Below are 20,343 nucleotides of genomic sequence, written 5' to 3' on the forward strand. Positions count from 1 at the left end.
CCGGCCCCTGCCGTGGCTGGCCGCGCTGAGCGCGGCGATCGCGGCCGCCGGCGCGCTGCTGGCGGTGCCGGCGCTGGCCCCGCCACCGCCCTGGCAGTTGCTGGCCCCACTCTGCATCGGCAGCGCCGCGCTGCTGGCGGTCGCAGCCGGCTGGCGCGCGCGGCAGCAGGCCGGCGCGCTGGATGCGGCGCTGGCGCGCGCGGCGCTGGCCGAGTCCGAACGCGACGCGCTGCAGCGCGACGTGCACCTGCGCGAGCGGCTGGAACGGGAACTGGTGCAGGCCAAGCAGGCGGCCGAGGCCGCGGCGATGGCCAAGGGCGAATTCCTGGCCACCATGAGCCACGAGATCCGCACCCCGCTCAACGGCATCATCCCGATGCTGGAACTGATCGCGCGCGGCCAGCTCGGCACCGAGCAGCGCGAGATGCTGCGCGCCGCCAACGATTCCTCGCTGCAACTGCTGCGCATCGTCGACGACATCCTCGACTACTCCAAGCTGGAAGCGAACCGGCTGGAGCTGGAGATCACCACGTTCAACCTGCGCGAGCTGCTCGAGGGCGTGCTGCAGCTGATGCAACGCTCGGCCGAGGCCAAGGGCCTGCGCATGGCGCTGCACCTGGATCCGGCGGTGCGCCTGCCGGTGCGCGGCGACCCGGTGCGGCTGCGGCAGGTGCTGAGCAACCTGATCGGCAACGCGATCAAGTTCACCGCACGCGGCAGCGTGGAACTGCGCGTGCGCCGCCTCGGCGAGACCCCGGCGCAGCACCTGCTGCGGCTGGAGGTGCGCGACACCGGCATCGGCATCAGCGCCGAGCAGCAGGAACGGCTGTTCCGCTCCTTCACCCAGGCCGACGCCTCCACCACCCGCCTGTACGGCGGCACCGGCCTGGGCCTGGCGATCTGCAAGCGCATCGTCGACCTGATGGGCGGGCGCATCGGCGTGGAATCGGGCAGCGACCAGGGCGCCACGTTCTGGTTCGAGATCCCGCTGCTGAAGGTGATCGGCGACCTGCCGCAGCTCCAGGGCGGCCTGCCGCGGCTGCACGCGCTGCTGGTCGGCGCCGACCTGCGCCTGTACCAGCGCCTGAAAGGGCTGCTGCCGAACTGGGGCGTGCAGCTGAGCAAGGTCGACTCGACCCAGGAAGCGCTGGAGCGGCTGCGCGCCGGCGGTGCCGCGCGCCCGCCCTACGACCTGGTGATCGGCGACCTGGACGGCCTGCGCCAGAGCGCACGCGCGCTGCAGCGCGCGGTGGGGCGCTTGCCGGCGCCGCACGGGCTGCGCCTGATCTGGCTGTACGGGGAAGTGGAGATCCCCGACGAGATCCGCGCGCACGGCGCGCTGCTGTCGCGGCAGGCGGCCGACCTGGACCTGCGCGGCATGCTGGCGCTGGCGCCGGCGGCGGGGTCCGCGCCCCTTGCCGCACTGCTCTCGCCCGAGTCCGAACCCGACCCCATCGCCGAGTCCGCGCCGACATCGGCGCCGGCTGGCGAACCGGCGCTGGATGCCGCGACCGCCCCCGCCTCGCCGCCCGCCGACTACCGCCTGCTGCTGGTCGAGGACAACCCGGTCAACCTGCTGGTCGCGCAGAAGCTGCTCGACGTGCTCGGCTACCGTAGCGACAGCGCCGCCGACGGCGCCGCCGCGCTGGCGCAACTGGCCGCGCAACGCTACGACCTGGTGTTGATGGACTGCCAGATGCCGGTGCTGGACGGCTATGCCGCCACCCGCCAATGGCGCCAGTCCGAAGCGGCGGACGCACGGCCGCGGCTACCGATCGTGGCGATGACCGCCAACGCGATGGCCGGCGACCGCCAGCGCTGCCTGGAGGCCGGCATGGACGACTACCTGTCCAAGCCGGTCAACCGCGAACAGCTGGCGGAATGCCTGCAACGCTGGCTGCCGCACCGCGCCGCCGATGCCGCGCCGGCCGCCGCCGCCGCGATCCAGTTGGCTACCGATGCGGATGCGGTGGAGATCCCGCCAGTGCCAGTGCCAGTGCCAGTTTCAGTTCCAGTGCCGATGCCGCCATCTGCGCACGTCGCGGCAACGCCCGTCGCCATCGTCGCCGATGCGGCGCCGATGCTGCCGCCGACGCCGCTGCCGGTGCTGGACATCGCCGTGCTCGACGAATTGCGCGAACTCGCCGGCAGCGCCACCACCGCGCAGATCGTCGAACTGTTCCTGGGCGATGCGCCGCAGCTGATCCAGCGCCTGGAGCAGGCCGCCGCGATCCCGCAGCTGGACCCGCTGCGCGACGCGGCGCATACGTTGAAGTCCTCGGCCGCCAACGTCGGCGCGCTGGCGCTGTCGGCCGCGGCCGCGCGCATCGAGGCCGGCGTGCGCGCCCACCAGCTGGAGCGCCCCGCGGTCGCGGTGGCGCTGGTCATCGCCGAATTCGCGCGGGCGCGGCTGGCCCTGAAGGGCTATCGCAATACCTTGCACGATGCCGCCGAGAGCGCGGCCTCGTAGGCAATCCGTTACCCCCATGTAGGAGCGGCTTCAGCCGCGACAGGTCCTATCGGAAAGCGTCTGTCGCGGCTGAAACCGCTCCTACAAGGGCCAGCATCCGGAGCGAAGCGTCCGCAGCGATGGGGTCGCCCCGCGCGCCTGCCCGGCGTCGGACGCGGCAGTGCCGTCAGCGCGGGCCACGCCGCGGCAATGCGCAGCGCCTGCCCACAGGCGCCGGCAGCAGCGCCGCTCAGTCCTCGAGCTTGGTCAGCAGGTAGTTCGGCTCGCCGATGCGGCCGATCAGGTCGAGCTGGGTTTCCAGCCAATCGATGTGCTCTTCCTCCGACTCCAGGATGTCGGCCAGCAGCTGGCGGCTGACGTAGTCCTGGATCGACTCGGCGTAGGCGATGCCTTCGCGCAAGGTGGTGGTGCCGTCCTGCTCCAGGGCCAGGTCGCACTCGAGGATTTCCCTCGGGTTCTCGCCGATGCGCAGCTTGCCCAGCGCCTGGAAGTTGGGCAGCCCCTCGAGAAACAGGATGCGGTCCGCCAGCTTGTCGGCGTGCTTCATCTCGTCGATCGATTCCTTGTACTCGTGTTCGGCCAGTTCCTTCAGCCCCCAGTTCTTCAGCATCTTGGCGTGCAGGAAGTACTGGTTGATCGCGGTCAACTCGTTGTAGAGGACCTTGTTGAGGAACTCGATGACCTTGCTGTCGCCCTTCATCGCAGTGCTCGCCCATGCGTGGAAAGCGCAGACTTTAGCGAATCGGCCGCAGCCGTGAAGGAACGCGAATCGTGATCATCCCGCTGCGCATCCGCGCCGCGGGAACGCGCCTTCAGGCGGCGCGGGCCAGGCCGCCCAGCACGGGCAGTGGCAGGTCGCGCAGCAGCGCGCGTTCCAGCAGGTCGCCGGCCATGTCCAGGCAGGAACCGCAGGTGGCACCGCAGCCGGTGCGCATGGTCAGCTCGGACACGGTGCGGCAGCCGGCGGCGGCGGCTTCGCGGATGTGGCGATCGGTGACCCCATTGCAGATGCAGACGTACACGATGGCGTTGGCGGCAGGCGGCGCGGACTGCACCTGCCGCCATTCAACCCAAAGTGAGAATGGTTGTCAATTCCGCCCGTTAATCGTTATTAATACGGGCCGCCCACGGCCCGCCACGCTTGCGCGGGCGCTTGCGCGGCCGCTCGTGGCCGGCGTTGTTGCCGGGCATCCACGCTTCCTGCGCCAGGGTCGGCATGGCACGGATCCCCGGCCCGGCGATGCTCTGCGCCAACGGCGCCAGGTGGCGCAGCGCGCGCGCGTAGACGCCGCGCTTGAACAGCACCACGTGCTCCACCGGATACCAGAAGTCGACCCAGCGCCAATGGTCGAATTCCGGGGTCTCGGTCAGCTCCAGGTTCAACTGGCTCTCGTCGCACTGCATGCGCAGCAGGAACCAGACCTGCTTCTGGCCGATGCACACCTGGCGTTCGTTGCGGCGGATGGCGCGGCTGGGCAGCCGATAGCGCAGCCAGCCAGGCGTCGCCCCGAGCACTTCGACGTGCTCGGGCAACAGCCCGGTCTCTTCACGCAACTCGCGGTACATGGCCTCGACCGGGGTCTCGTCGGTATTCATGCCGCCTTGCGGGAACTGCCAGCCATCCCGGCGCACACGACGTGCCCAGAACACCTGACCATCCGGCCGCATCAGCACGATGCCCACGTTCGGTCGATAGCCGTCCGGATCGATCACGATGCGGACTCCTGAAAAATCTACTGGCTCCGACTCTGCCATGGCTGCGCCCGGCCCACAAGCGCGGCAAAAACCCGTTGACAGCTGCCTGATTTGCTATAAGAATTGGCGGTTCACCAAGGCTATGTAGCTCAGCCGGTTAGAGCACAGCACTCATAATGCTGGGGTCGGTGGTTCGAGTCCACCCATAGCCACCATTGGTGTCCACGCCGAAGGCGTGCGATAATTGCGATCTGCGACATTGCCCCGTCGCCAAGCGGTAAGGCACCTGACTCTGACTCAGGCATTCGGTGGTTCGAATCCATCCGGGGCAGCCAAACAAAAAAGAAAGGCCGATCTTTGATCGGCCTTTCTTTTTTGTTTGGCGCGGGGTTTGCGCAGGCGCTACGCGCCTGCGCCCCGCACCTTGCTGCGCAAGATGCGGGCCCCAGCCCTTCCGCCCCACATCCCCGCGCCTGTCGGCGCGCCCCCTTGGACTCCAAGGGGGCTTTTCACCAGACACTTTGATGCAGGCTGGAGGTAAAGCCTTGACCTGCGGGCAGGCCGCGCTCGACGGCCAACGCTACTGAATGACGCATTGCCCTGGGCACAGCGATCGAACGCGCGCGATCAGCAGCAGCCACCATTGCTTGGCTCCGCCATTTCGATGACCTGCCGGTCACCGTGGCACAGACCCAAACTCCGAAACGACAAAAGCCCGGCCGGAGCCGGGCTTTTGCGTGTTTCCCAGGGGAATCCCGAAGGATTCCACGCCAGGCGCGGTGGATCAGCGCTTGGAGAACTGGGTCGCGCGGCGGGCCTTGTGCAGACCGACCTTCTTGCGCTCGACTTCGCGGGCGTCGCGGGTCATGAAGCCGGCCTTGCGCAGCTCGGACTTCAGGGTTTCGTCGTACTCGACCAGCGCGCGGGCGATGCCCAGACGGATCGCACCGGCCTGGCCGGTGGTGCCGCCGCCGGCGGCGGTGACGAAGATGTCGAAGCTCTCGGTGTTCTTGGTCAGCTCCAGCGGCTGGCGCACGATCATGCGCGCGGTCTCACGGCCGAAGAACTCGTCCAGCGGACGGTTGTTGACGGTGATGTTGCCGGTACCCTTGCGCAGGAACACGCGGGCGGTGGAGGACTTGCGGCGGCCGGTGCCGTAGTTTTGCGTGATCGCCATGATTAGATATCCAGAACTTGCGGCTGCTGGGCGGTATGCGGATGCTCGGAGCCCTTGTAGACCTTGAGCTTGCGGTACATGGCGCGACCCAGCGGACCCTTCGGCAGCATGCCCTTGACCGCGATCTCGATGACGCGCTCGGGGTGACGCTCCAGCGCCTGCGCCAAGGTCTCGGTCTTCAGGTTGCCGATGTAGCCGGTGAAGCGGTGGTACTTCTTGTCGTTGAGCTTGTTGCCGGTGACCGTGATCTTCTCGGCGTTGATCACCACCAGGTAATCGCCGGTATCGACGTGCGGGGTATAGACCGGCTTGTGCTTGCCGCGCAGACGGCGGGCCAATTCGGTGGAAAGCCGGCCCAGCGTTTTGCCGGCGGCGTCGACGAGATACCAGTCGCGCTGGACGGTCTCGGACTTAGCGGTGAAGGTGCTCATTGGAAGACTCGGTTGGTCGGGCGGATTCCGGCAGCACGCTGCCTGAACTTTGCCACGCGTTGTGAATTGCAAAAACGCAAGAGGCGAAATTCTACGCGGCCGCGGCGCCGCATGCAAGCCCACCCGGTCCGTGCCGCCACGGCCGGCCGGCGCGCTTGGCATTGTGGCGACCCGAGGGGAAAATCGAATGCCCCCACCGACCCCGGCCCCTCGATGACGGCTCCCCGCCTGCAGTCCCCGCTCGACCGCGCCCTGGTCGAAGCCCAGCGCGCCCTGGAGACGGTGTTCGGCAATCCGCCGGCGCAGCGCCCCTACCCGGCCGCGGCGACCGCCGACGTGGTGCTGGCGCCGGACGAACGCCGGCACGCCGCCGGGCTGATGCGCATCAATCACGTCGGCGAGGTCTGCGCGCAGGGCCTGTATTTCGGCCAGGCCGCGGTCGCGCGCGATCCGGCCACCCGCGCGCACCTGCTGGAGGCGGCGCAGGAAGAAACCGACCATCTGGCCTGGTGCGCGGCGCGGCTGCGCGAGTTGGACAGCCGCCCGAGCCTGTTCAATCCGGTCTGGTACGCCGGCAGCTATGCCATCGGCACCCTGGCCGGACTGCGCGGCGACGGCTGGAACCTGGGCTTCGTGGTGGAGACCGAGCGCCAGGTCGAGGCGCACCTGGACGAGCACCTGCAGACGCTGCCGCCGGCCGACCTGCGCAGCCGCGACGTCCTGAAGGTGATGAAGGCCGACGAGGCGCGCCATGCCGAGCACGCCGAACAGGCCGGCGCGCGGCGCCTGCCGGCGCCGATCCCGAGCCTGATGGCGGCGGCCTCGCGGCTGATGAAGGCGGTCGCCTACCGGCTGTGAGCGCGCCGCTTGCGCCGGCGCCGCGCGGCACCGCGCTGGCGTCGGGGTGGCATTCGGGTTAAAGTGAACAAATGCTGACTGATTCCACGTCGGCCCTCCTGTTCCAGCGACCGGCGGCTCCAACCCGGTACCGCCTGCATCCGATCCACCACGGCGCCCGGCCATGCCGCTTGCGCCCGCTTGCCCGACCGATATGCCTGCACGCGCCACCCAGCTTCCCTCGCCACTGACCCGCTGGCTCTCGCGCCTGCTGTTCGCCGGGCTGTTCGCGCTCGGCGGCGGCGCGCTGCTGTACCACCTGCTCGGCGACTACCGCCATGCCAGCGCGATCCTGCGCGACCATTCGGTGGCGACGGTGCCGGTGATCGCCGACGGCGCCTTCGGCGTGCATGCCGAGCCGCTGGTGCACTACCGCTTCCACTATGTGTTCGAGAGCAAGGGCCGGCTGCACCGCGGCGCCTTCGAGGCCAGCGGCGCCGAGGCCGGGGCGTTGCTGCTGGATGGCGCGACCGTGGAGATCGCCTACGCCAACGCCGATCCGTCGCGCTTCGGCCGCCTCGACCAGCTGCAGCACGCCGGCAACCTCGGCGGCGTGCTGACCCGCCTGGCGATCGCGCTGTCGATCGCCGCGCTGCTGGCCGCGGCCGCGCACCAGGTGCTGATCGGGCGCGTGCTGCGCCCGCGCCGCGCCGCCGCGGTCTGAGCGTACGGGCAAGAGCGCCGGCCTGTCGCCCGCGCCGGATGCGGTGACGACGGCGCACCAGGCGAACCGCTACATGGATTCGCCCGATCCTCTTATCTATTGATGCGCACCGCCGCGCAGCCTGGCAGCGCCCTCGCCGACGGCATTCGACGCCCTTTCACGCTCCGGACCCGGCAGCGCTCAGGACTGGACCAGCTTCAGCCCGATCACGCCGGCCACGATCAGGCCGATGCAGGCCAGCCGCGCCGGCGAGGCGCTGTCGCCGAACAGCGCGATGCCCAGTGCGGCGGTGCCCAGCGCACCGATCCCGGTCCAGATCGCATAGGCCGTTCCCAGCGGGATGTGCTTCAGGGCCTGGGTCAGCAGCCACAGGCTGATGCCGGCGCCGGCCAGGGTGCCCAGGGTCGGCCACAGCCGGGTGAAGCCTTCGCTGTACTTGAGGCCGAGCGCGAAGCCGATTTCGAACAGGCCGGCGAGCAGCAGGTAGATCCATGGCATTGTCTGTCTCCGTAGACAAATAAAAACAAAAACGGCCCGATGTCTGCACATCGGGCCGCCGTCGGCAGGGGTCGCAGCGCAAACGCCGCGGGGCGGGCCGTCCCGCCGAATGTGACGTGCTACTCGGCCAGATTGCGACCGTGGAACAGCTCCTCGATCTCGCGCTTGAGCAGCGCCTCGATGCGCATGCGCTCCTTGAACGACAGGTTCTTGGCCTTTTCCTCGAACAGGTACTGGTCCAGGTCGAAGTCCTTCAGGTGCATCTTGGTGTGGAAGATGTTCTCCTGGTAGACGTTGACGTCGAACATCTCGTAGCGGGCCTTGATGTTCTTGGCCAGGAAGTTCTGGATCGAATTGATCTTGTGGTCGATGTAGTGCTTCTTGCCCTTCACGTCGCGGGTGAAGCCGCGGATGCGGTAATCCATGATCACGATGTCCGATTCCAGCCGCTCGATCAGGTAGTTGAGCGCTTTCAGCGGCGAGATCACCCCGCAGGTGGCGACGTCGATGTCCGCGCGGAAGGTCGCGATGCCGTGCTGCGGATGGGTTTCCGGGTAGGTATGGACGGTGATGTGGCTCTTGTCCATGTGCGCGACCACCGCGTCGGAGATGATCTCCTTGCCGGCCGCCTTCTTGTCGATCACCGGCTCTTCGGAGATCAGGATGGTCACCGAGGCGCCCTGCGGATCGTAGTCCTGGCGCGCGATGTTGAGGATGTTGGCGCCGATGATCTCGGCCACATCGGTGAGGATCTCGGTCAGGCGGTCGGCGTCGTACTGCTCGTCGATGTACTCGATGTAGCGCTGGCGCTCCTCTTCGGAAACCGCGTAGCAGACGTCGTAGATGTTGAAGCTCAACGCCTTGGTGAGGTTGTTGAAACCTTGCAGCCTCAGGCGAGGCAACGGCTTGACCACGGCGTGAATCCTCTAAAAGATGGATGGGGTAGAAAGGGCAGCAATTATGGGCCAAACGCGCCCGCAGCGAAACGTGGGGTCTGGCGCTCGTTTGCCGCAGACAACGCGTCCCGTTAAGCTTCGGGACTCACGCAGTAGCGAAGCCGCCATGAGTCCCGGAAACACCTCCACAGCAACACCTGTGCGCATCGCTCCAAGTCCTCTGACGTTGGACACCGCCACCATCGACCGCTTCCTGGCGCACAGCCATCGGCGTCGCTATCCGGCGCGGACCGACGTGTTCAGGCCGGGCGATCCGGCCGGCACCCTGTACTACGTGGTCAGCGGCTCGGTCAGCATCATCGCCGAGGAAGATGACGACCGCGAGCTGGTGCTGGGCTATTTCGGCAGCGGCGAGTTCGTCGGCGAGATGGGTCTGTTCATCGAATCGGACCAGCGCGAAGTGATCCTGCGCACCCGCACCCCGTGCGAACTGGCCGAGATCAGCTACGAACGGCTGCACCAGCTGTTCCTGGGCTCGCTGTCGGCCGACGCGCCGCGGGTGCTGTACGCGATCGGCGTGCAGCTGTCCAAGCGCCTGCTCGACACCTCGCGCAAGGCCAGCCGCCTGGCGTTCCTGGACGTCACCGACCGCATCGTGCGCACCCTGCACGACCTGGCGCAGGAGCCGGAGGCGATGAGCCATCCGCAGGGCATGCAGTTGCGCGTGTCGCGGCAGGAGCTGGCGCGGCTGGTCGGCTGCTCGCGCGAGATGGCTGGCCGGGTGCTGAAGAAGCTGCAGGTGGACGGCATCCTGCATGCCCGCGGCAAGACCGTGGTGCTGTACGGCGCGCGCTGAGCGCAAGACCGTGACCGCGCGCCGCGCCAGCGGCGGCGGTCCCCCGCGATGCTGCTGAGCGAGACGTTCTACTGGTTCGTGCTGGTCGGCCTGGCGGCGCAGCTGGTCGATGGCGCACTGGGCATGGCCTTCGGCCTGGTGTCCTCGTCGGTGCTGCTGAGCATGGGCCTGCCGCCGGCGGCGGTCAGCGCCAGCGTGCACAGCGCCGAAGTCTTCACCACCGGCGCCTCGGGGCTGTCGCATCTGGCGCTGGGCAACGTCGACAAGCGCCTGTTCCTGCGCCTGGCGCTGCCGGGCATGGCCGGCGGCATCCTCGGTGCCTATGCGCTGACCCAGCTGCCCGGCGAGCTCATCCGCCCGTTCGTCTACCTGTACCTGCTCGGCCTGGCGGTGCTGATCCTGCTGCGCGCGGCCGGCCGCGCGCTGCCGCGGCAGCAGGTGCAACGGGTACCGCTGCTGGGTTTCGTCGCCGGCCTGCTCGACGCCAGCGGCGGTGGCGGCTGGGGTCCGGTGGCGACCTCGACCCTGCTGGCGCGCGGCGGCCAGGCGCGCACCACGATCGGCACGGTCAACGCCGCCGAGTTCCTGGTGACGCTGTCGATCTCGCTGACCTTCCTGCTGAGCATGGGCGTGCAGCACCTGGAGATCGTGCTCGGACTGCTGGTCGGCGGCATGCTGGCCGCGCCGCTAGCGGCGGTGCTGGTCAAGCGGGTGCGCGAACGCTGGATGCTGGTGGCGGTGGGCCTGCTGGTGCTCGGGATCAGCGCGTACCAGGTCGGCAGCACGCTGTATCGCTGGTGGGCCTAGCCAGGCCCTGCGCAGTTACGGCGGCGCGGCGTCGCCGGCGCGGTCGCGGCAACCCCAGTTCAGGATCGGCGTGCCGGACGGCAGTTCGCGGCGGAAGCGCGCCACCGCCGCCCCCTTGGGATTGACCACCACCGGGACCGCGGCCGCCTGCAGCAACGGCAGGTCGGCGGTGCTGTCGGAGTAGGCGGTGGCGATCTCGCCATAGCCCAGCTCGCGCAGCATGCGCATCTTCTCCTGGTTGTGGCAGTGGCGGGTGGCGGTGACCGCGCCCAGCCGCGGGCCGATCAGGCTGCCGACCACCGGCACGTCCTGGTGCGCGACGAAGCCGAGGATGGCGCGTGCCAGCTCCGGCGGTGCGCCGGTGGCGACCACCACCCGGTCGCCGGCGGCGCGGTGCCGGGCGAACACCTCCAGCGCCTGCGGTAGCAGCCGCTGGCGGATCTGCGCCTCGTGCCGCACGACGTACTGGTCGATCACCCGGTTGAACTCGCGCGCGCGGTGCAGGCCGAAGCTGGCGATCCACACGTAGCCGGAGATGCCGCTGCGCCGGGTCGGCAGCATCGCCACCAGCGGCCCCAGCAGCGGCGTGGCCAGCAGCGCGGCGGCCAGGCGCAAGGGATTGCGCCGGATCAGCCAGGCGAACAGGTGGCTACCCGAGTCGCCGTCGTACAGGGTGTGGTCGAAATCGAACACCACCAGCGGCGCATCGGCGCGCGGGGCGGGATAGGTAGCGGTCATGGCTCGAAGAACAGCTGGCGCAGCGCCTCGCCGGGTTCCTCGGCGCGCATGAAGGTCTCGCCGACCAGGAACGCGTGCACGCCGGCCGCGCGCATCTTCGCCACGTCGGCCGGGCCGAGGATGCCGCTCTCGGTGACCAGCAGGCGGTCGCGCGGCACCGCGTCCTTCATGTCCAGGGTGGTCTGCAGCGACACCTCGAAGGTGCGCAGGTTGCGGTTGTTGATGCCGATCAGCGGCACCGGCACCTGGATCGCGCGTTCCAGCTCGTCGATGTCGTGCACTTCGACCAGCACGTCCATGCCCAGTTGCAGCGCCAGCGCCGACAGTTCGGCCAGTTGCAGGTCGTCCAGCGCGGCGACGATCAGCAGGATGCAGTCGGCGCCGAGCACGCGCGCCTCGTACACCTGGTACGGGTCGATGGTGAAGTCCTTGCGCAGCACCGGCAGCGTGCACGCCTCGCGCGCCTGCTGCAGGTAGCGGTCGTGGCCCTGGAAGAAGTCCTCGTCGGTCAGCACCGACAGGCAGGCGGCGCCGCCGAACTCGTAGCTGACCGCGATGTCGGCCGGATGGAAGTCGGGCCGGATCACGCCCTTGGACGGGCTGGCCTTCTTGACCTCGGCGATCACCGCCGGCGCGCCGTCGGCGATCGCGGCCTGCAGCGCACGGGCGAAACCGCGCACCGGCGGCGCCGCCTCGGCGCGCGCGACCAGCTCGGCCAGCGGCACGCGCGCGCGGCGCGCGGCGATCTCTTCGGCCTTGCGGGCGAGAATGGTGCGGAGGATGTCGCTGCTCATTGGCGGTTCGGATCCTGGGGGTCGGGCATTATCGGCCAAGTTGGGCGCAGCGGTTGTGACTGCCCGAGGCTCGGGATTCGGGATTCGGGATTCGGCAGCAGCGTGGGTGGCGGTTCGTCATCGGCAAGCGCGAAGGCCACGCGTGCGGCATGGATTTGCGCGCGTGCCCGTCAGGAGCCGGAGCCCCCCGGGTCCCGGGTCCCGGGTCCCGGGTCCCGAACACCCACCAACCGCCGCGTGCACGCCACATACGCATCCAGCTTGGCGCGCGCGCGGCCGTCGGCGATCGCGGCGCGCGCCAGGACGATGCCGGCGCCGATGTCGGCCGCCACCCCGGCCACGTACAGGGCGGCGCCGGCGTTGAAGGCGACGATGTCCAGCGCCGGGCCGGGCACGTTGTCGAGCACGCCGAGCAGCATCGCCATCGATTCGGCGGCATCGGCCACCTTGAGGTTGCGGCTGGCCGACATGGCGATGCCGAAATCCTCCGGATGCACTTCGTACTCGCGCACCTGGCCGTCGCGCAGCTCGCCGACCAGGGTGCCGGCGCCGAGCGAGAGTTCGTCCATGCCGTCGCGGCCCCATACCACCAGCGCGCGCTCGGCGCCCAGCTCGTGCAGCACGCGCGCCTGGATGCCGACCAGGTCGGGATGGAACACGCCCATCAGGATGTTCGGCGAACCGGCCGGATTGGTCAGCGGGCCGAGGATGTTGAAGATGGTGCGCACGCCCATCTCGCGCCGCACCGGCGCCACCACCTTCATCGCCGGGTGGTGCACCGGCGCGTACATGAAGCCGATGCCGGTGGCGGCCAGCGCCTGCGCCACCTGCTCGGGCTGCAGCTCGATCGCCGCGCCCAGCGCTTCCAGCGCATCGGCGCTGCCGGACTTGGAGGAGACGCTGCGGTTGCCGTGCTTGGCCACCTTGGCGCCGGCCGCGGCGGCCACGAACATCGCGCAGGTGGAGATGTTGAAGGTATGCGAGCCGTCGCCGCCGGTGCCGACGATATCGACCATGTGGGTGCGGTCGGCGACCTCGACGGTGCGCGAGAACTCGCGCATCACCGCGGCCGCGCCGGCGATCTCGCCGATCGTCTCCTTCTTCACCCGCAGCCCGGTGAGGATCGCCGCGGTCATCATCGGCGACACCTCGCCGCGCATGATCTGCCGCATCAGCCCGACCATCTCGTCGTGGAAGATCTCGCGGTGCTCGATGGTGCGTTGCAGGGCTTGCTGGGGGGTCAGCGTCATGGCGGTTCCTGGCGGATCAGAGACTGGCGTACTCGAGGATTTCCTGGCCCATCAGCACGCAGTCGCCGTCGCGCATCGGGTAATAGAGCAGGCGCATGCGGTACTTGCCCTTGTAGATGTATCCCCCTACTTCCAGCACCTCGAAGCGCTGCTTCGGGTTGGCCGGATTGACGATGGATGGCAAGCGCCCGACCTTGTCTTCGACTTCGGCGCGCTCGTCGTTGCCGGAGTGGAAGGCGAGCAGCTTGGCGGCCTGCTTCAGCGCCTCCGCAGCGCACTGCGGCGCGGCCGGCTCGGCGGCGGCAGGCGCCGCGAAACACGCAGCGCTCGGCAGCGACGCGATCGCGCCAAGCAGCAGACGTAGAGGCAGACGCATCTTCACCGCTCCAGGAAGTTCTTCAGCAGCGCGTGGCCGTGCTCGGTGAGGATGGACTCGGGATGGAACTGCACGCCCTCCACCGGAAACTGGCGGTGGCGCAGGCCCATGATCTCCTCGATGGTGCCGTCTTCGTTTTCGGTCCAGGCGGTGACTTCCAGGCAGTCCGGCAGCGCGGTCTTCTCCACCACCAGCGAGTGGTAGCGGGTGGCCTCGTAGCGGTCCGGCAGCCCGGCGAACACGCCGCGGCCCTCGTGGCGGATGCGCGAGGTCTTGCCGTGCATGATGGTGCCGGCGCGGACCACCTCGCCGCCGTAGGCCTGGCCGATGCTCTGGTGGCCCAGGCATACGCCGAGGATCGGCGTGCGCTGGCCGAGCCGCTCGATCAGCTGCAGCGACACGCCGGCCTCGTTCGGCGTGCACGGGCCGGGCGAGATCACGATGCGCTCCGGCGCCAGCCGCTCGATCTCGTCCACGCTGAGCGCGTCGTTGCGCACCACCTTGACCTCGGCGCCGAGCGCCTGCAGGTACTGCACGAGGTTGTAGGTGAAGCTGTCGTAGTTGTCGAGCATCAGCAGCATGGCGGGGGACTCATTGCGCGATCAGGAAGACCGCATAGACGTTTTCGGAAAGGGTGAGGCTGCCGGCTTCGAGGGATTCGGCCAACGGCGCAGCTGCCGCCCGGTTGCCTGTCACCTGGATGGCGTCCAGGCTGTAGCCAAAGCCATCACTCGCCTGGCCTCGCTCTCTTTGCCAGGTTCCTGCCTGAACTCCATAGGCGAAGTTGGGGGCGACTGTGGAAATCGTGTACAGCCCGCCCAGCGACACACCATAGGCGCTTGCCAATTCGCGCGCCGAGACACGCGTCTGCTCGACTGCCTGGCGCTTGAGTTCGGCGCGCACCTCGGTTTCCTTGCTGTAGGTGGGGACGATGGCGGAGACCTGCAGAGACTGGCTGGTCTTCAACTCAGCCAGGAACCGGCGTACATCGTCGAGCGTGGAAAAGTCGGCGGACAAGGTGCGTTCCACCTTGGTTCCCTTGAACACCTGGCGTTCGTTCTCATAGCGACGTTCCGGCTCGATCGACAAGGTGGACGCATGTACGCTATCGCCCAGTGCATGATGCTGCTTGAACGCGGCCAGGACACTCGTCGCGTCCTCCTGTACCCGCTTGCGCGCCACCTCCGGCGCGAAATCGACGGCTTCCAGCGTCAACCTGATGTTGAACCGATCAGGCATGACTTCGCGCTGCGCATCGCCCTTGACCAGCAGGTGCGGCTGCGACGGCAGGCTATTGACCTGCGCACCGGCGAAGGCCGGCAGCGCCAGCGAGGCGGCGATGATCCAGCGACCGATCTTGTTCGTCTTCATCCTTCCTCTCCCTGGTGAATGTCAGCCGGCTGCGCGCTGCGTGCCGGCACGGGTCGATGCAGCGAAATCCTCGATCAGCGCGTCGACCGCATCGGCCTGCGTGGCCCACGAGGTCACGAAACGGATCACCCAACGGCTATCGGCCAGCAGCTGCCAGCGCTCGAAGTCGTAGCGCTGCGCCAGCGCCTCGACCGCGGCGGCCGGCAACGTTACGAACAGCTGATTGGTCGGCGAGTCCGACGCGAACTGCGCCCCGGCCGCGGCCAGGCCCTCGCGCAGGCGCGCGGCCATGCGGTTGGCGTGCGCGGCCAGCGCGTAGTACAGGCCGTCCTCGAACAGCGCGGCGAACTGCGCGCCCAGCACCATGCCCTTGGCCAGCAGCGCGCCGCGCTGCTTGAGCAGGTAGCGGAAATCCGCTTGCAGCGCCGGATTGACGATCACCAGCGCTTCGCCGAGCAGGGCGCCGTTCTTGGTACCGCCGATGTAGAACGCATCGGTCAGCGCGGCGACATCGGCCAGGCCCAGGTCGTTGCCCTCGGCGGTCAACGCACTGCCGATGCGCGCGCCGTCCAGGAACAGCCACAGCCCGTGCGCATCGCAAAATTCGCGCAAGGCCTGCAGTTCGCGCTTGCGGTAGAGGGTGCCGACTTCGGTGGTGTTGGACACGTACAGCAGCCGCGGCTGCACCATGTGCTCGTTGCCGTGCTCGGCCAGCAGCGGCGCGACCAGCGCCGGGCTCAGCCGGCCATCGGCCGCTTCCACGGTCAGCACCTTGTGCCCGGTGGCCTCGATCGCGCCGGTCTCGTGGGTGGCGATATGCCCGCTGGCGGCGGCGATCACCGCCTGGTGCGGGCGCAGGAACGCGGCGATCGCGGCCAGGTTGGTCTGGGTGCCGCCGACCAGCAGGTGCACGTCGGCATGGGCGCAGGCGATCTCGCGGCGGATCAGCTGCGCCGCGCGTTCGCTGTGCCGGTCCAGGCCGTAGCCGCCGTTCTGCTCGGCGCTGGCCGCGGCCAGCGCGGCGAGCAGGCGCGGATGCGCGCCTTCGCTGTAGTCGTTGCGGAAGCTGACCCGCGGGCTCGGCGCGGACACGCTCACAGCCCCTTCGCCGCCTCGGCCACCGCGCGGAACAGCGCGCGGCCCTTGTTCATGGTCTCGTCCCACTCCTTCTGCGGGTCGGAGTCGTAGACGATGCCGGCGCCGGCCTGCACGTGCAGGCGGCCGTGCTTGATCACCGCGGTGCGGATCGCGATCGCGGTGTCGGCGTCGCCATGCCAGCCGAGGTAGCCGATGCTGCCGGCGTAGACGTTGCGCTTGATCGGTTCCAGCTCGCGGATCACTTCCAGCGCGCGGATCTTCGGCGCGCCGCTGACCGTGCCGGCCGGGAACGTGGCGCGCAGCACGTCGGCGTAGCTGAGCCCGGGCAGCAGCGTGCCGGTGACTTCGCTGACGATGTGCATGACGTGGCTGTAGCGCTCGATCACGAAGCGCTCGCCGACCGCGACGGTGCCGGCCTGCGACACCCGGCCGGCGTCGTTGCGGCCCAGGTCGATCAGCATCAGGTGCTCGGCGCGCTCCTTCGGGTCGGCCAGCAGCTCCGCCTCCAGCGCCAGGTCCTCTTCCACGGTCCTGCCGCGCGGGCGGGTGCCGGCGATCGGACGCACGGTGACCTGGCCCGCTTCCAGCCGCACCAGGATCTCCGGCGAGGAGCCGACCACCTGGGTGTCGCCGACGTCGAGGAAATACATGTACGGCGACGGGTTCAGCGCGCGCAGCGCGCGGTACACGTCCACCGGGCGCGCGCTGAACGGCACGCTCAGGCGCTGGCTCAGCACCACCTGGAAGATGTCGCCGGCGCGGATGTATTCCTTGGATTTCTCCACCGCGTCGATGAAGCCTTCGCGGGTGAAGCCGGAGACGAAGTCGCTTTCGTCGAGCACGTCGCGCGCCAGCGGCACCGGGTAGCCGGCGCCGGGCTGGCGCAGCGTGGCGGTCAGCGCGTCCAGCCGCGCCTGTGCGCGCTCCCAGGCGTCGGCCTCGCGCGGATCGGCGTGCACGATCAGGTACAGGCGGCCCTTGAGGTTGTCGAATACCGCGACCTCCTCGGACAGCATCAGCAGGATGTCGGGGGTGTCGAGCTCGTTGCGCTTGTCGCCGCTGGCCAGGCGCGGCTCGATGTAGCCGATGCATTCGAAGCCGAACCAGCCGACCAGGCCGCCGGTGAAGCCGGGCACGCCGTCGAGCTTGGGCACCGAATGCGCCGAGCGCAGCGCCTCGACCTCGGCGAACGGATCGGCGACCTCGCGGCGCTCGATCAGCTCGCCGTGATCGCGCACCTCCAGCGTATGCCCGCGGAAGGTGTACACGCGGCGCACCGGCAGGCCGATGATGGAGTAGCGGCCGAAGCGCTCGCCGCCTTCCACCGATTCGAACAGATAGGTATGCGGGGCGTCGGCGAGCTTGAGATAGACCGACAGCGGCGTGTCCAGGTCGGACAGCACTTCGCGGACGACGGGGATGCGGGTGTGGCCTTCAGCGGCGTAGCGCTGGAACTGCTCGCGGGTGATCAAGACGACTTTCCTTCCGGGACTCGGTGGCGGGGCGGACGACGGCTGCAGGCCACCATCGCCACGCACGGCGAGCGGAAGTGAGGGAACGCGGGGTCGTCAGGCTGGACACGGCGGCTACTTTACCGCAACTGCGGCGACTGGCAACGGTTGCAGCAGGGACCATCGGCGTGGCGCCGTACCTGCTGTTGCGCAGCCTGAAAAGCGCCTGGACTCCCTGGGCTGGATGCAGTCGGGACTGAAGTCCCTCCCACAGCGCACCCAGCCGCCGCGCCGCAAGTCCCATTGTGGGAGCGACTTCAGTCGCGACGCGCGCCCCCTCCAGGCCAGCGACCGGCGTGCCGCTACCCCGCCCGGCCGCGCAGCAAGGCCGACCCGGGCGGCAGGTGCATGCGCAGGCGGCCGGCGACGCAATCGATGCGGAAATGCCGCGAGGTCTCCGGCTCGCCGTCCAGGTTCAAGGTCAGCGGCTCGGCCGCGTCGATGCGCAGCCACGGCAGCCGCGCGCGCACCGCGACCCGCTCCAGCGCGGCCTGCTTGCCGGAGGTGACCAGCGTGCCCAGCGTGGCGGCGACCTCGCCGCTCATCTCCGGGACGATGGTCAGGTCGAGCAGGCCGTCGTCGAGCAGCGCGTCCGGGCACAGCGCCTGGCCGCCGCCGGCCTGGCGCCCGTTGCCCAGGCCCAGCGCGATGAACTCGCCCTCCCAGGCGAACTCCGGCCCTTCGAACCGCGCCTGGATCGGGTCGATCTGGCCAAGCCGGCCCATGCCGGTGATCAGGTAGGCCAGGCCGCCGAGCATCTTCTTCAGGCCCTCGTCGGTTTCCACCGTGACCTGGGTGCCGAAGCCGCCGCTGGCGACGTTGGCGCACCAGTGCGGCCCGTGCTCGGCCTCGATGCGCAGCAGGTCGATGGCCACGGCCGGCGCCTGCGCGATCAGTTCCAGCGCCGCCAGTGGCGTGTCGGGAATGCCGGCCGCGCTGGCGAAGTCGTTGGCGGTGCCCAAGGGCACCAGGCCCAGCGCCGGCAACGCCGCGGCGTCGGCGTCGTGGTGGGCCAGCGCGCTGGCCACCTCGCTCAGGGTGCCGTCGCCGCCGGCGGCGACGATGCAGTCGGCGCCGTCGGCCACGGCCTCGGCCACGTAGCGTTCGGCGTCGCCCTCCTCCCAGGTCACCCGCACCTGCAGCTGGATGCCGCGCGCGCGCAGCGCGGCGACGGCCTCGCGCAGCGGTTCGTCGCCCGCGGACTTGCCGTTGAGGATCAGACGCCAGTGCGGTGTTGCCATACGGACCTTCCCGGGATCAGGCGCGCAGCCTAGCCGGCGGCGGATGCGGACATCGTGAATGCGGCGTGCGCCGCTGGCGGCGAACAACGCGCCCGGCGCGGATATCCGCACTGCCGAGCGGCATCCGTACGAATCCGCCGCCACCCGGCAGCGGGGCCATTGCGCAGGTCCGCGGGTCGCGCGGCGCATGCGGCCGGCCGGCGACCGCTTGCGGCACGACGCCCAGTTGCCTGCGCGGCGCGCGACGCCAGCGGCGCACGCCGCGATGTCCGCCGCGGTGTCATACGCGCGTCACCGATCGCCCGGAACATGGAAGGCCATAGCAAGGACGACGGATGGAGGCAGGATCAGCCTCCGATTTCTCCCAGGGGCCGCACTGGCGACAGTGCGGTTCTTTCTTTGTGCGCGCCGCTCAGCCGGCCGCGAACCTGGCCAGCGCCTCGCCCTGCAGGCGGTACACGGTCCACTCGTCCTGCGCCCGCGCACCGGCGGCCTCGTAGAAGTCGATCGCCGGCTGGTTCCAGTCCAGCACCGACCATTCGAAGCGGCCGCAGCCCTCGGCCAGCGCCTGCCTGGCCAGGTGCCGCAGCAAGGCCTTGCCGGCGCCGCTGCCGCGGTGTTCCGGGTCCACGTACAGGTCTTCCAGGTACAGGCCGTTGCGGCCGAGCCAGGTCGAATAGTTGTAGAAATACACCGCATAGCCGATCGGCTGCGCGTCGGCTTCGCAGATCAGCGCGTGCGCGGTGGCGCCGGGACCGAACAGGCTGGCGCGCAGGCCGGCCTCGTCGGTCTGCACCGCGTCCTCGGCGCGCTCGTAGCGGGCCAGGTCGCGGATCAGGCGCAGGATCAGCGCGGCGTCGTCGGCGGTGGCCGGGCGGATGTGCAGCGCGGGCATCTCAGCGCGCCGCCACCGCGGCGCGCATCTGCGCGATCACCGCGGCATAGTCCGGGGCATTGAAGATGGCCGAGCCGGCGACGAAGGTGTCGGCGCCGGCGGCGGCGATCGCGGCGATGTTGTCCGGCTTCACCCCGCCGTCGATCTCCAGGCGGATCGGCTTGCCGCTGGCGTCGATCTTGCTGCGGATCGCGCGCAGCTTGTCCAGCGCCGAGGGGATGAAGGCCTGGCCGCCGAAGCCCGGGTTGACCGACATCACCAGCACCAGGTCCAGGTCGTCGAGCACCCAGTCGAGGATGTCCACCGGGGTGGCCGGGTTCAGCACCAGCCCGGCCTTGCAGCCGTGCGACTTGATCAGCTGGATGCTGCGGTGCACGTGGCGGCTGGCCTCGGGATGGAAGCTGATGAGGCTGGCGCCGGCCTCGGCGAAATCCGGGATCAGCCGGTCCACCGGCTCGACCATCAGGTGCACGTCGATCGGCGCGGTGACGCCGTGCTTGCGCAGCGCCTGGCACACCATCGGGCCGATGGTCAGGTTGGGCACGTAATGGTTGTCCATCACGTCGAAATGGATCCAGTCCGCGCCGGCCTTGAGCACGGCGTCCACTTCCTCGCCGAGGCGGGCGAAATCGGCGGACAGGATGGACGGGGAGATGATGCAGTCGGACATGGCGAAGG

General features: G+C 69.4%; 23 protein-coding genes and 2 tRNA genes. 7 read left to right on the forward strand and 18 right to left on the reverse strand.

The genetic code is table 11. The annotated features are described in order from the left end of the window. Window positions 1-16 precede the first annotated feature (16 nt). Entirely contained in the window at window positions 17-2,470 is a 2,454-nt protein-coding gene (locus AB3X10_RS20730) for a hybrid sensor histidine kinase/response regulator (RefSeq protein WP_369981917.1), read from the forward strand. Window positions 2,471-2,699: 229 nt separating this feature from the next. Here the strand turns inward: AB3X10_RS20730 and bfr are convergent, their stop codons facing one another. From bfr to AB3X10_RS20745, 3 genes are all read right to left on the reverse strand, one after another. After that, entirely contained in the window at window positions 2,700-3,170 is a 471-nt protein-coding gene (bfr, locus tag AB3X10_RS20735; protein WP_369977286.1) for a bacterioferritin, read from the reverse strand. A gap of 112 nt (window positions 3,171-3,282) precedes the next feature. Then, the gene (locus AB3X10_RS20740; protein WP_369981919.1) at window positions 3,283-3,492 is read right to left on the reverse strand and encodes a (2Fe-2S)-binding protein; all 210 of its coding nucleotides are present in this window, start codon (window positions 3,490-3,492) and stop codon (window positions 3,283-3,285) included. 79 nt (window positions 3,493-3,571) lie between these two features. Next, window positions 3,572-4,183 (reverse strand): RNA pyrophosphohydrolase, encoded by a 612-nt coding sequence (locus tag AB3X10_RS20745; RefSeq protein ID WP_145704792.1) that lies wholly within the window; start codon window positions 4,181-4,183, stop codon window positions 3,572-3,574. 120 nt (window positions 4,184-4,303) lie between these two features. Here AB3X10_RS20745 and AB3X10_RS20750 point away from each other — a divergent pair. Both AB3X10_RS20750 and AB3X10_RS20755 read left to right on the forward strand, forming a co-directional pair. Then, window positions 4,304-4,380: transfer RNA gene (locus tag AB3X10_RS20750), tRNA-Met, on the forward strand. A gap of 45 nt (window positions 4,381-4,425) precedes the next feature. Further along, a tRNA-Gln gene (locus AB3X10_RS20755) sits at window positions 4,426-4,500 on the forward strand. Window positions 4,501-4,949: 449 nt separating this feature from the next. Here AB3X10_RS20755 and rpsI read toward each other — a convergent pair. Further along, window positions 4,950-5,342, reverse strand: coding sequence for a 30S ribosomal protein S9 (gene rpsI, locus AB3X10_RS20760; RefSeq protein ID WP_003470251.1), 393 nt, complete (start codon window positions 5,340-5,342; stop codon window positions 4,950-4,952). Between the two features lie 2 nt (window positions 5,343-5,344). Continuing rightward, window positions 5,345-5,773, reverse strand: a complete 429-nt coding sequence (gene rplM, locus AB3X10_RS20765; RefSeq protein ID WP_003470250.1) for a 50S ribosomal protein L13 — start codon at window positions 5,771-5,773, stop codon at window positions 5,345-5,347. Window positions 5,774-5,986: 213 nt separating this feature from the next. Between rplM and coq7 the strand changes: the two genes are divergently transcribed. After that, a complete protein-coding gene (coq7, locus tag AB3X10_RS20770; protein WP_369977287.1) occupies window positions 5,987-6,631 on the forward strand; it encodes a 2-polyprenyl-3-methyl-6-methoxy-1,4-benzoquinone monooxygenase in 645 nt (214 codons plus the stop codon). 193 nt (window positions 6,632-6,824) lie between these two features. After that, on the forward strand, window positions 6,825-7,334 hold the full coding sequence (locus AB3X10_RS20775) for a hypothetical protein (protein WP_369977288.1): 510 nt from the start codon (window positions 6,825-6,827) through the stop codon (window positions 7,332-7,334). 180 nt (window positions 7,335-7,514) lie between these two features. Here AB3X10_RS20775 and AB3X10_RS20780 read toward each other — a convergent pair whose 3' ends face one another. Further along, window positions 7,515-7,832: a DMT family transporter gene (locus tag AB3X10_RS20780; RefSeq protein ID WP_003470247.1), complete on the reverse strand. Its 318-nt coding sequence runs from the start codon at window positions 7,830-7,832 to the stop codon at window positions 7,515-7,517. 119 nt (window positions 7,833-7,951) lie between these two features. Beyond that, window positions 7,952-8,746 (reverse strand): adenosylmethionine decarboxylase, encoded by a 795-nt coding sequence (gene speD, locus AB3X10_RS20785; protein ID WP_145704786.1) that lies wholly within the window; start codon window positions 8,744-8,746, stop codon window positions 7,952-7,954. Window positions 8,747-8,894: 148 nt separating this feature from the next. On the opposite strand from speD, the gene crp reads away from it, so the two are divergent. Together crp and AB3X10_RS20795 are read left to right on the forward strand one after the other, a co-directional pair. Then, window positions 8,895-9,584, forward strand: a complete 690-nt coding sequence (crp, locus tag AB3X10_RS20790; RefSeq protein WP_046979198.1) for a cAMP-activated global transcriptional regulator CRP — start codon at window positions 8,895-8,897, stop codon at window positions 9,582-9,584. A 48-nt stretch (window positions 9,585-9,632) separates the two neighbouring features. Continuing rightward, window positions 9,633-10,391, forward strand: coding sequence for a sulfite exporter TauE/SafE family protein (locus AB3X10_RS20795; RefSeq protein WP_369977289.1), 759 nt, complete (start codon window positions 9,633-9,635; stop codon window positions 10,389-10,391). 15 nt (window positions 10,392-10,406) lie between these two features. On the opposite strand, the gene AB3X10_RS20800 is transcribed toward AB3X10_RS20795, so the two are convergent. From AB3X10_RS20800 to rpe, 11 genes are all read right to left on the reverse strand, one after another. Then, window positions 10,407-11,129 (reverse strand): haloacid dehalogenase-like hydrolase, encoded by a 723-nt coding sequence (locus AB3X10_RS20800; RefSeq protein ID WP_369977290.1) that lies wholly within the window; start codon window positions 11,127-11,129, stop codon window positions 10,407-10,409. Continuing rightward, window positions 11,126-11,923 carry an indole-3-glycerol phosphate synthase TrpC gene (gene trpC, locus AB3X10_RS20805; RefSeq protein ID WP_369977291.1) on the reverse strand — a complete coding sequence of 266 codons (798 nt, stop codon included), beginning with the start codon at window positions 11,921-11,923 and terminating at the stop codon, window positions 11,126-11,128. The genes AB3X10_RS20800 and trpC overlap by 4 nt, the downstream gene beginning before the upstream one ends. A 170-nt stretch (window positions 11,924-12,093) precedes the next feature. Next, window positions 12,094-13,173 carry an anthranilate phosphoribosyltransferase gene (trpD, locus tag AB3X10_RS20810; RefSeq protein ID WP_369977292.1) on the reverse strand — a complete coding sequence of 360 codons (1,080 nt, stop codon included), beginning with the start codon at window positions 13,171-13,173 and terminating at the stop codon, window positions 12,094-12,096. Window positions 13,174-13,189: 16 nt separating this feature from the next. Continuing rightward, window positions 13,190-13,549 carry a hypothetical protein gene (locus AB3X10_RS20815; protein WP_369977293.1) on the reverse strand — a complete coding sequence of 120 codons (360 nt, stop codon included), beginning with the start codon at window positions 13,547-13,549 and terminating at the stop codon, window positions 13,190-13,192. Between the two features lie 2 nt (window positions 13,550-13,551). Further along, a complete protein-coding gene (locus AB3X10_RS20820; RefSeq protein ID WP_369977294.1) occupies window positions 13,552-14,130 on the reverse strand; it encodes an anthranilate synthase component II in 579 nt (192 codons plus the stop codon). Between the two features lie 10 nt (window positions 14,131-14,140). After that, entirely contained in the window at window positions 14,141-14,920 is a 780-nt protein-coding gene (locus AB3X10_RS20825) for an SIMPL domain-containing protein (RefSeq protein ID WP_369977295.1), read from the reverse strand. 21 nt (window positions 14,921-14,941) lie between these two features. Further along, entirely contained in the window at window positions 14,942-16,018 is a 1,077-nt protein-coding gene (locus AB3X10_RS20830; protein ID WP_369977296.1) for a low specificity L-threonine aldolase, read from the reverse strand. After that, window positions 16,015-17,490, reverse strand: a complete 1,476-nt coding sequence (gene trpE, locus AB3X10_RS20835) for an anthranilate synthase component I (RefSeq protein WP_369977297.1) — start codon at window positions 17,488-17,490, stop codon at window positions 16,015-16,017. The genes AB3X10_RS20830 and trpE overlap by 4 nt, the downstream gene beginning before the upstream one ends. Before the next feature lie 341 nt (window positions 17,491-17,831). Then, on the reverse strand, window positions 17,832-18,770 hold the full coding sequence (gene yegS, locus AB3X10_RS20840; protein ID WP_369977298.1) for a lipid kinase YegS: 939 nt from the start codon (window positions 18,768-18,770) through the stop codon (window positions 17,832-17,834). 412 nt (window positions 18,771-19,182) lie between these two features. Then, complete coding sequence (locus tag AB3X10_RS20845; protein ID WP_369977299.1) at window positions 19,183-19,665, reverse strand: GNAT family N-acetyltransferase; 483 nt, start codon at window positions 19,663-19,665, stop codon at window positions 19,183-19,185. 1 nt (window position 19,666) lies between these two features. Beyond that, window positions 19,667-20,335, reverse strand: coding sequence for a ribulose-phosphate 3-epimerase (gene rpe / locus AB3X10_RS20850; protein WP_369977300.1), 669 nt, complete (start codon window positions 20,333-20,335; stop codon window positions 19,667-19,669). Window positions 20,336-20,343 lie beyond the last annotated feature (8 nt).

Origin of the sequence: Xanthomonas sp. DAR 80977, from assembly GCF_041240605.1 — a bacterium.
Lineage (GTDB): Bacteria > Pseudomonadota > Gammaproteobacteria > Xanthomonadales > Xanthomonadaceae > Xanthomonas_A > Xanthomonas_A bundabergensis.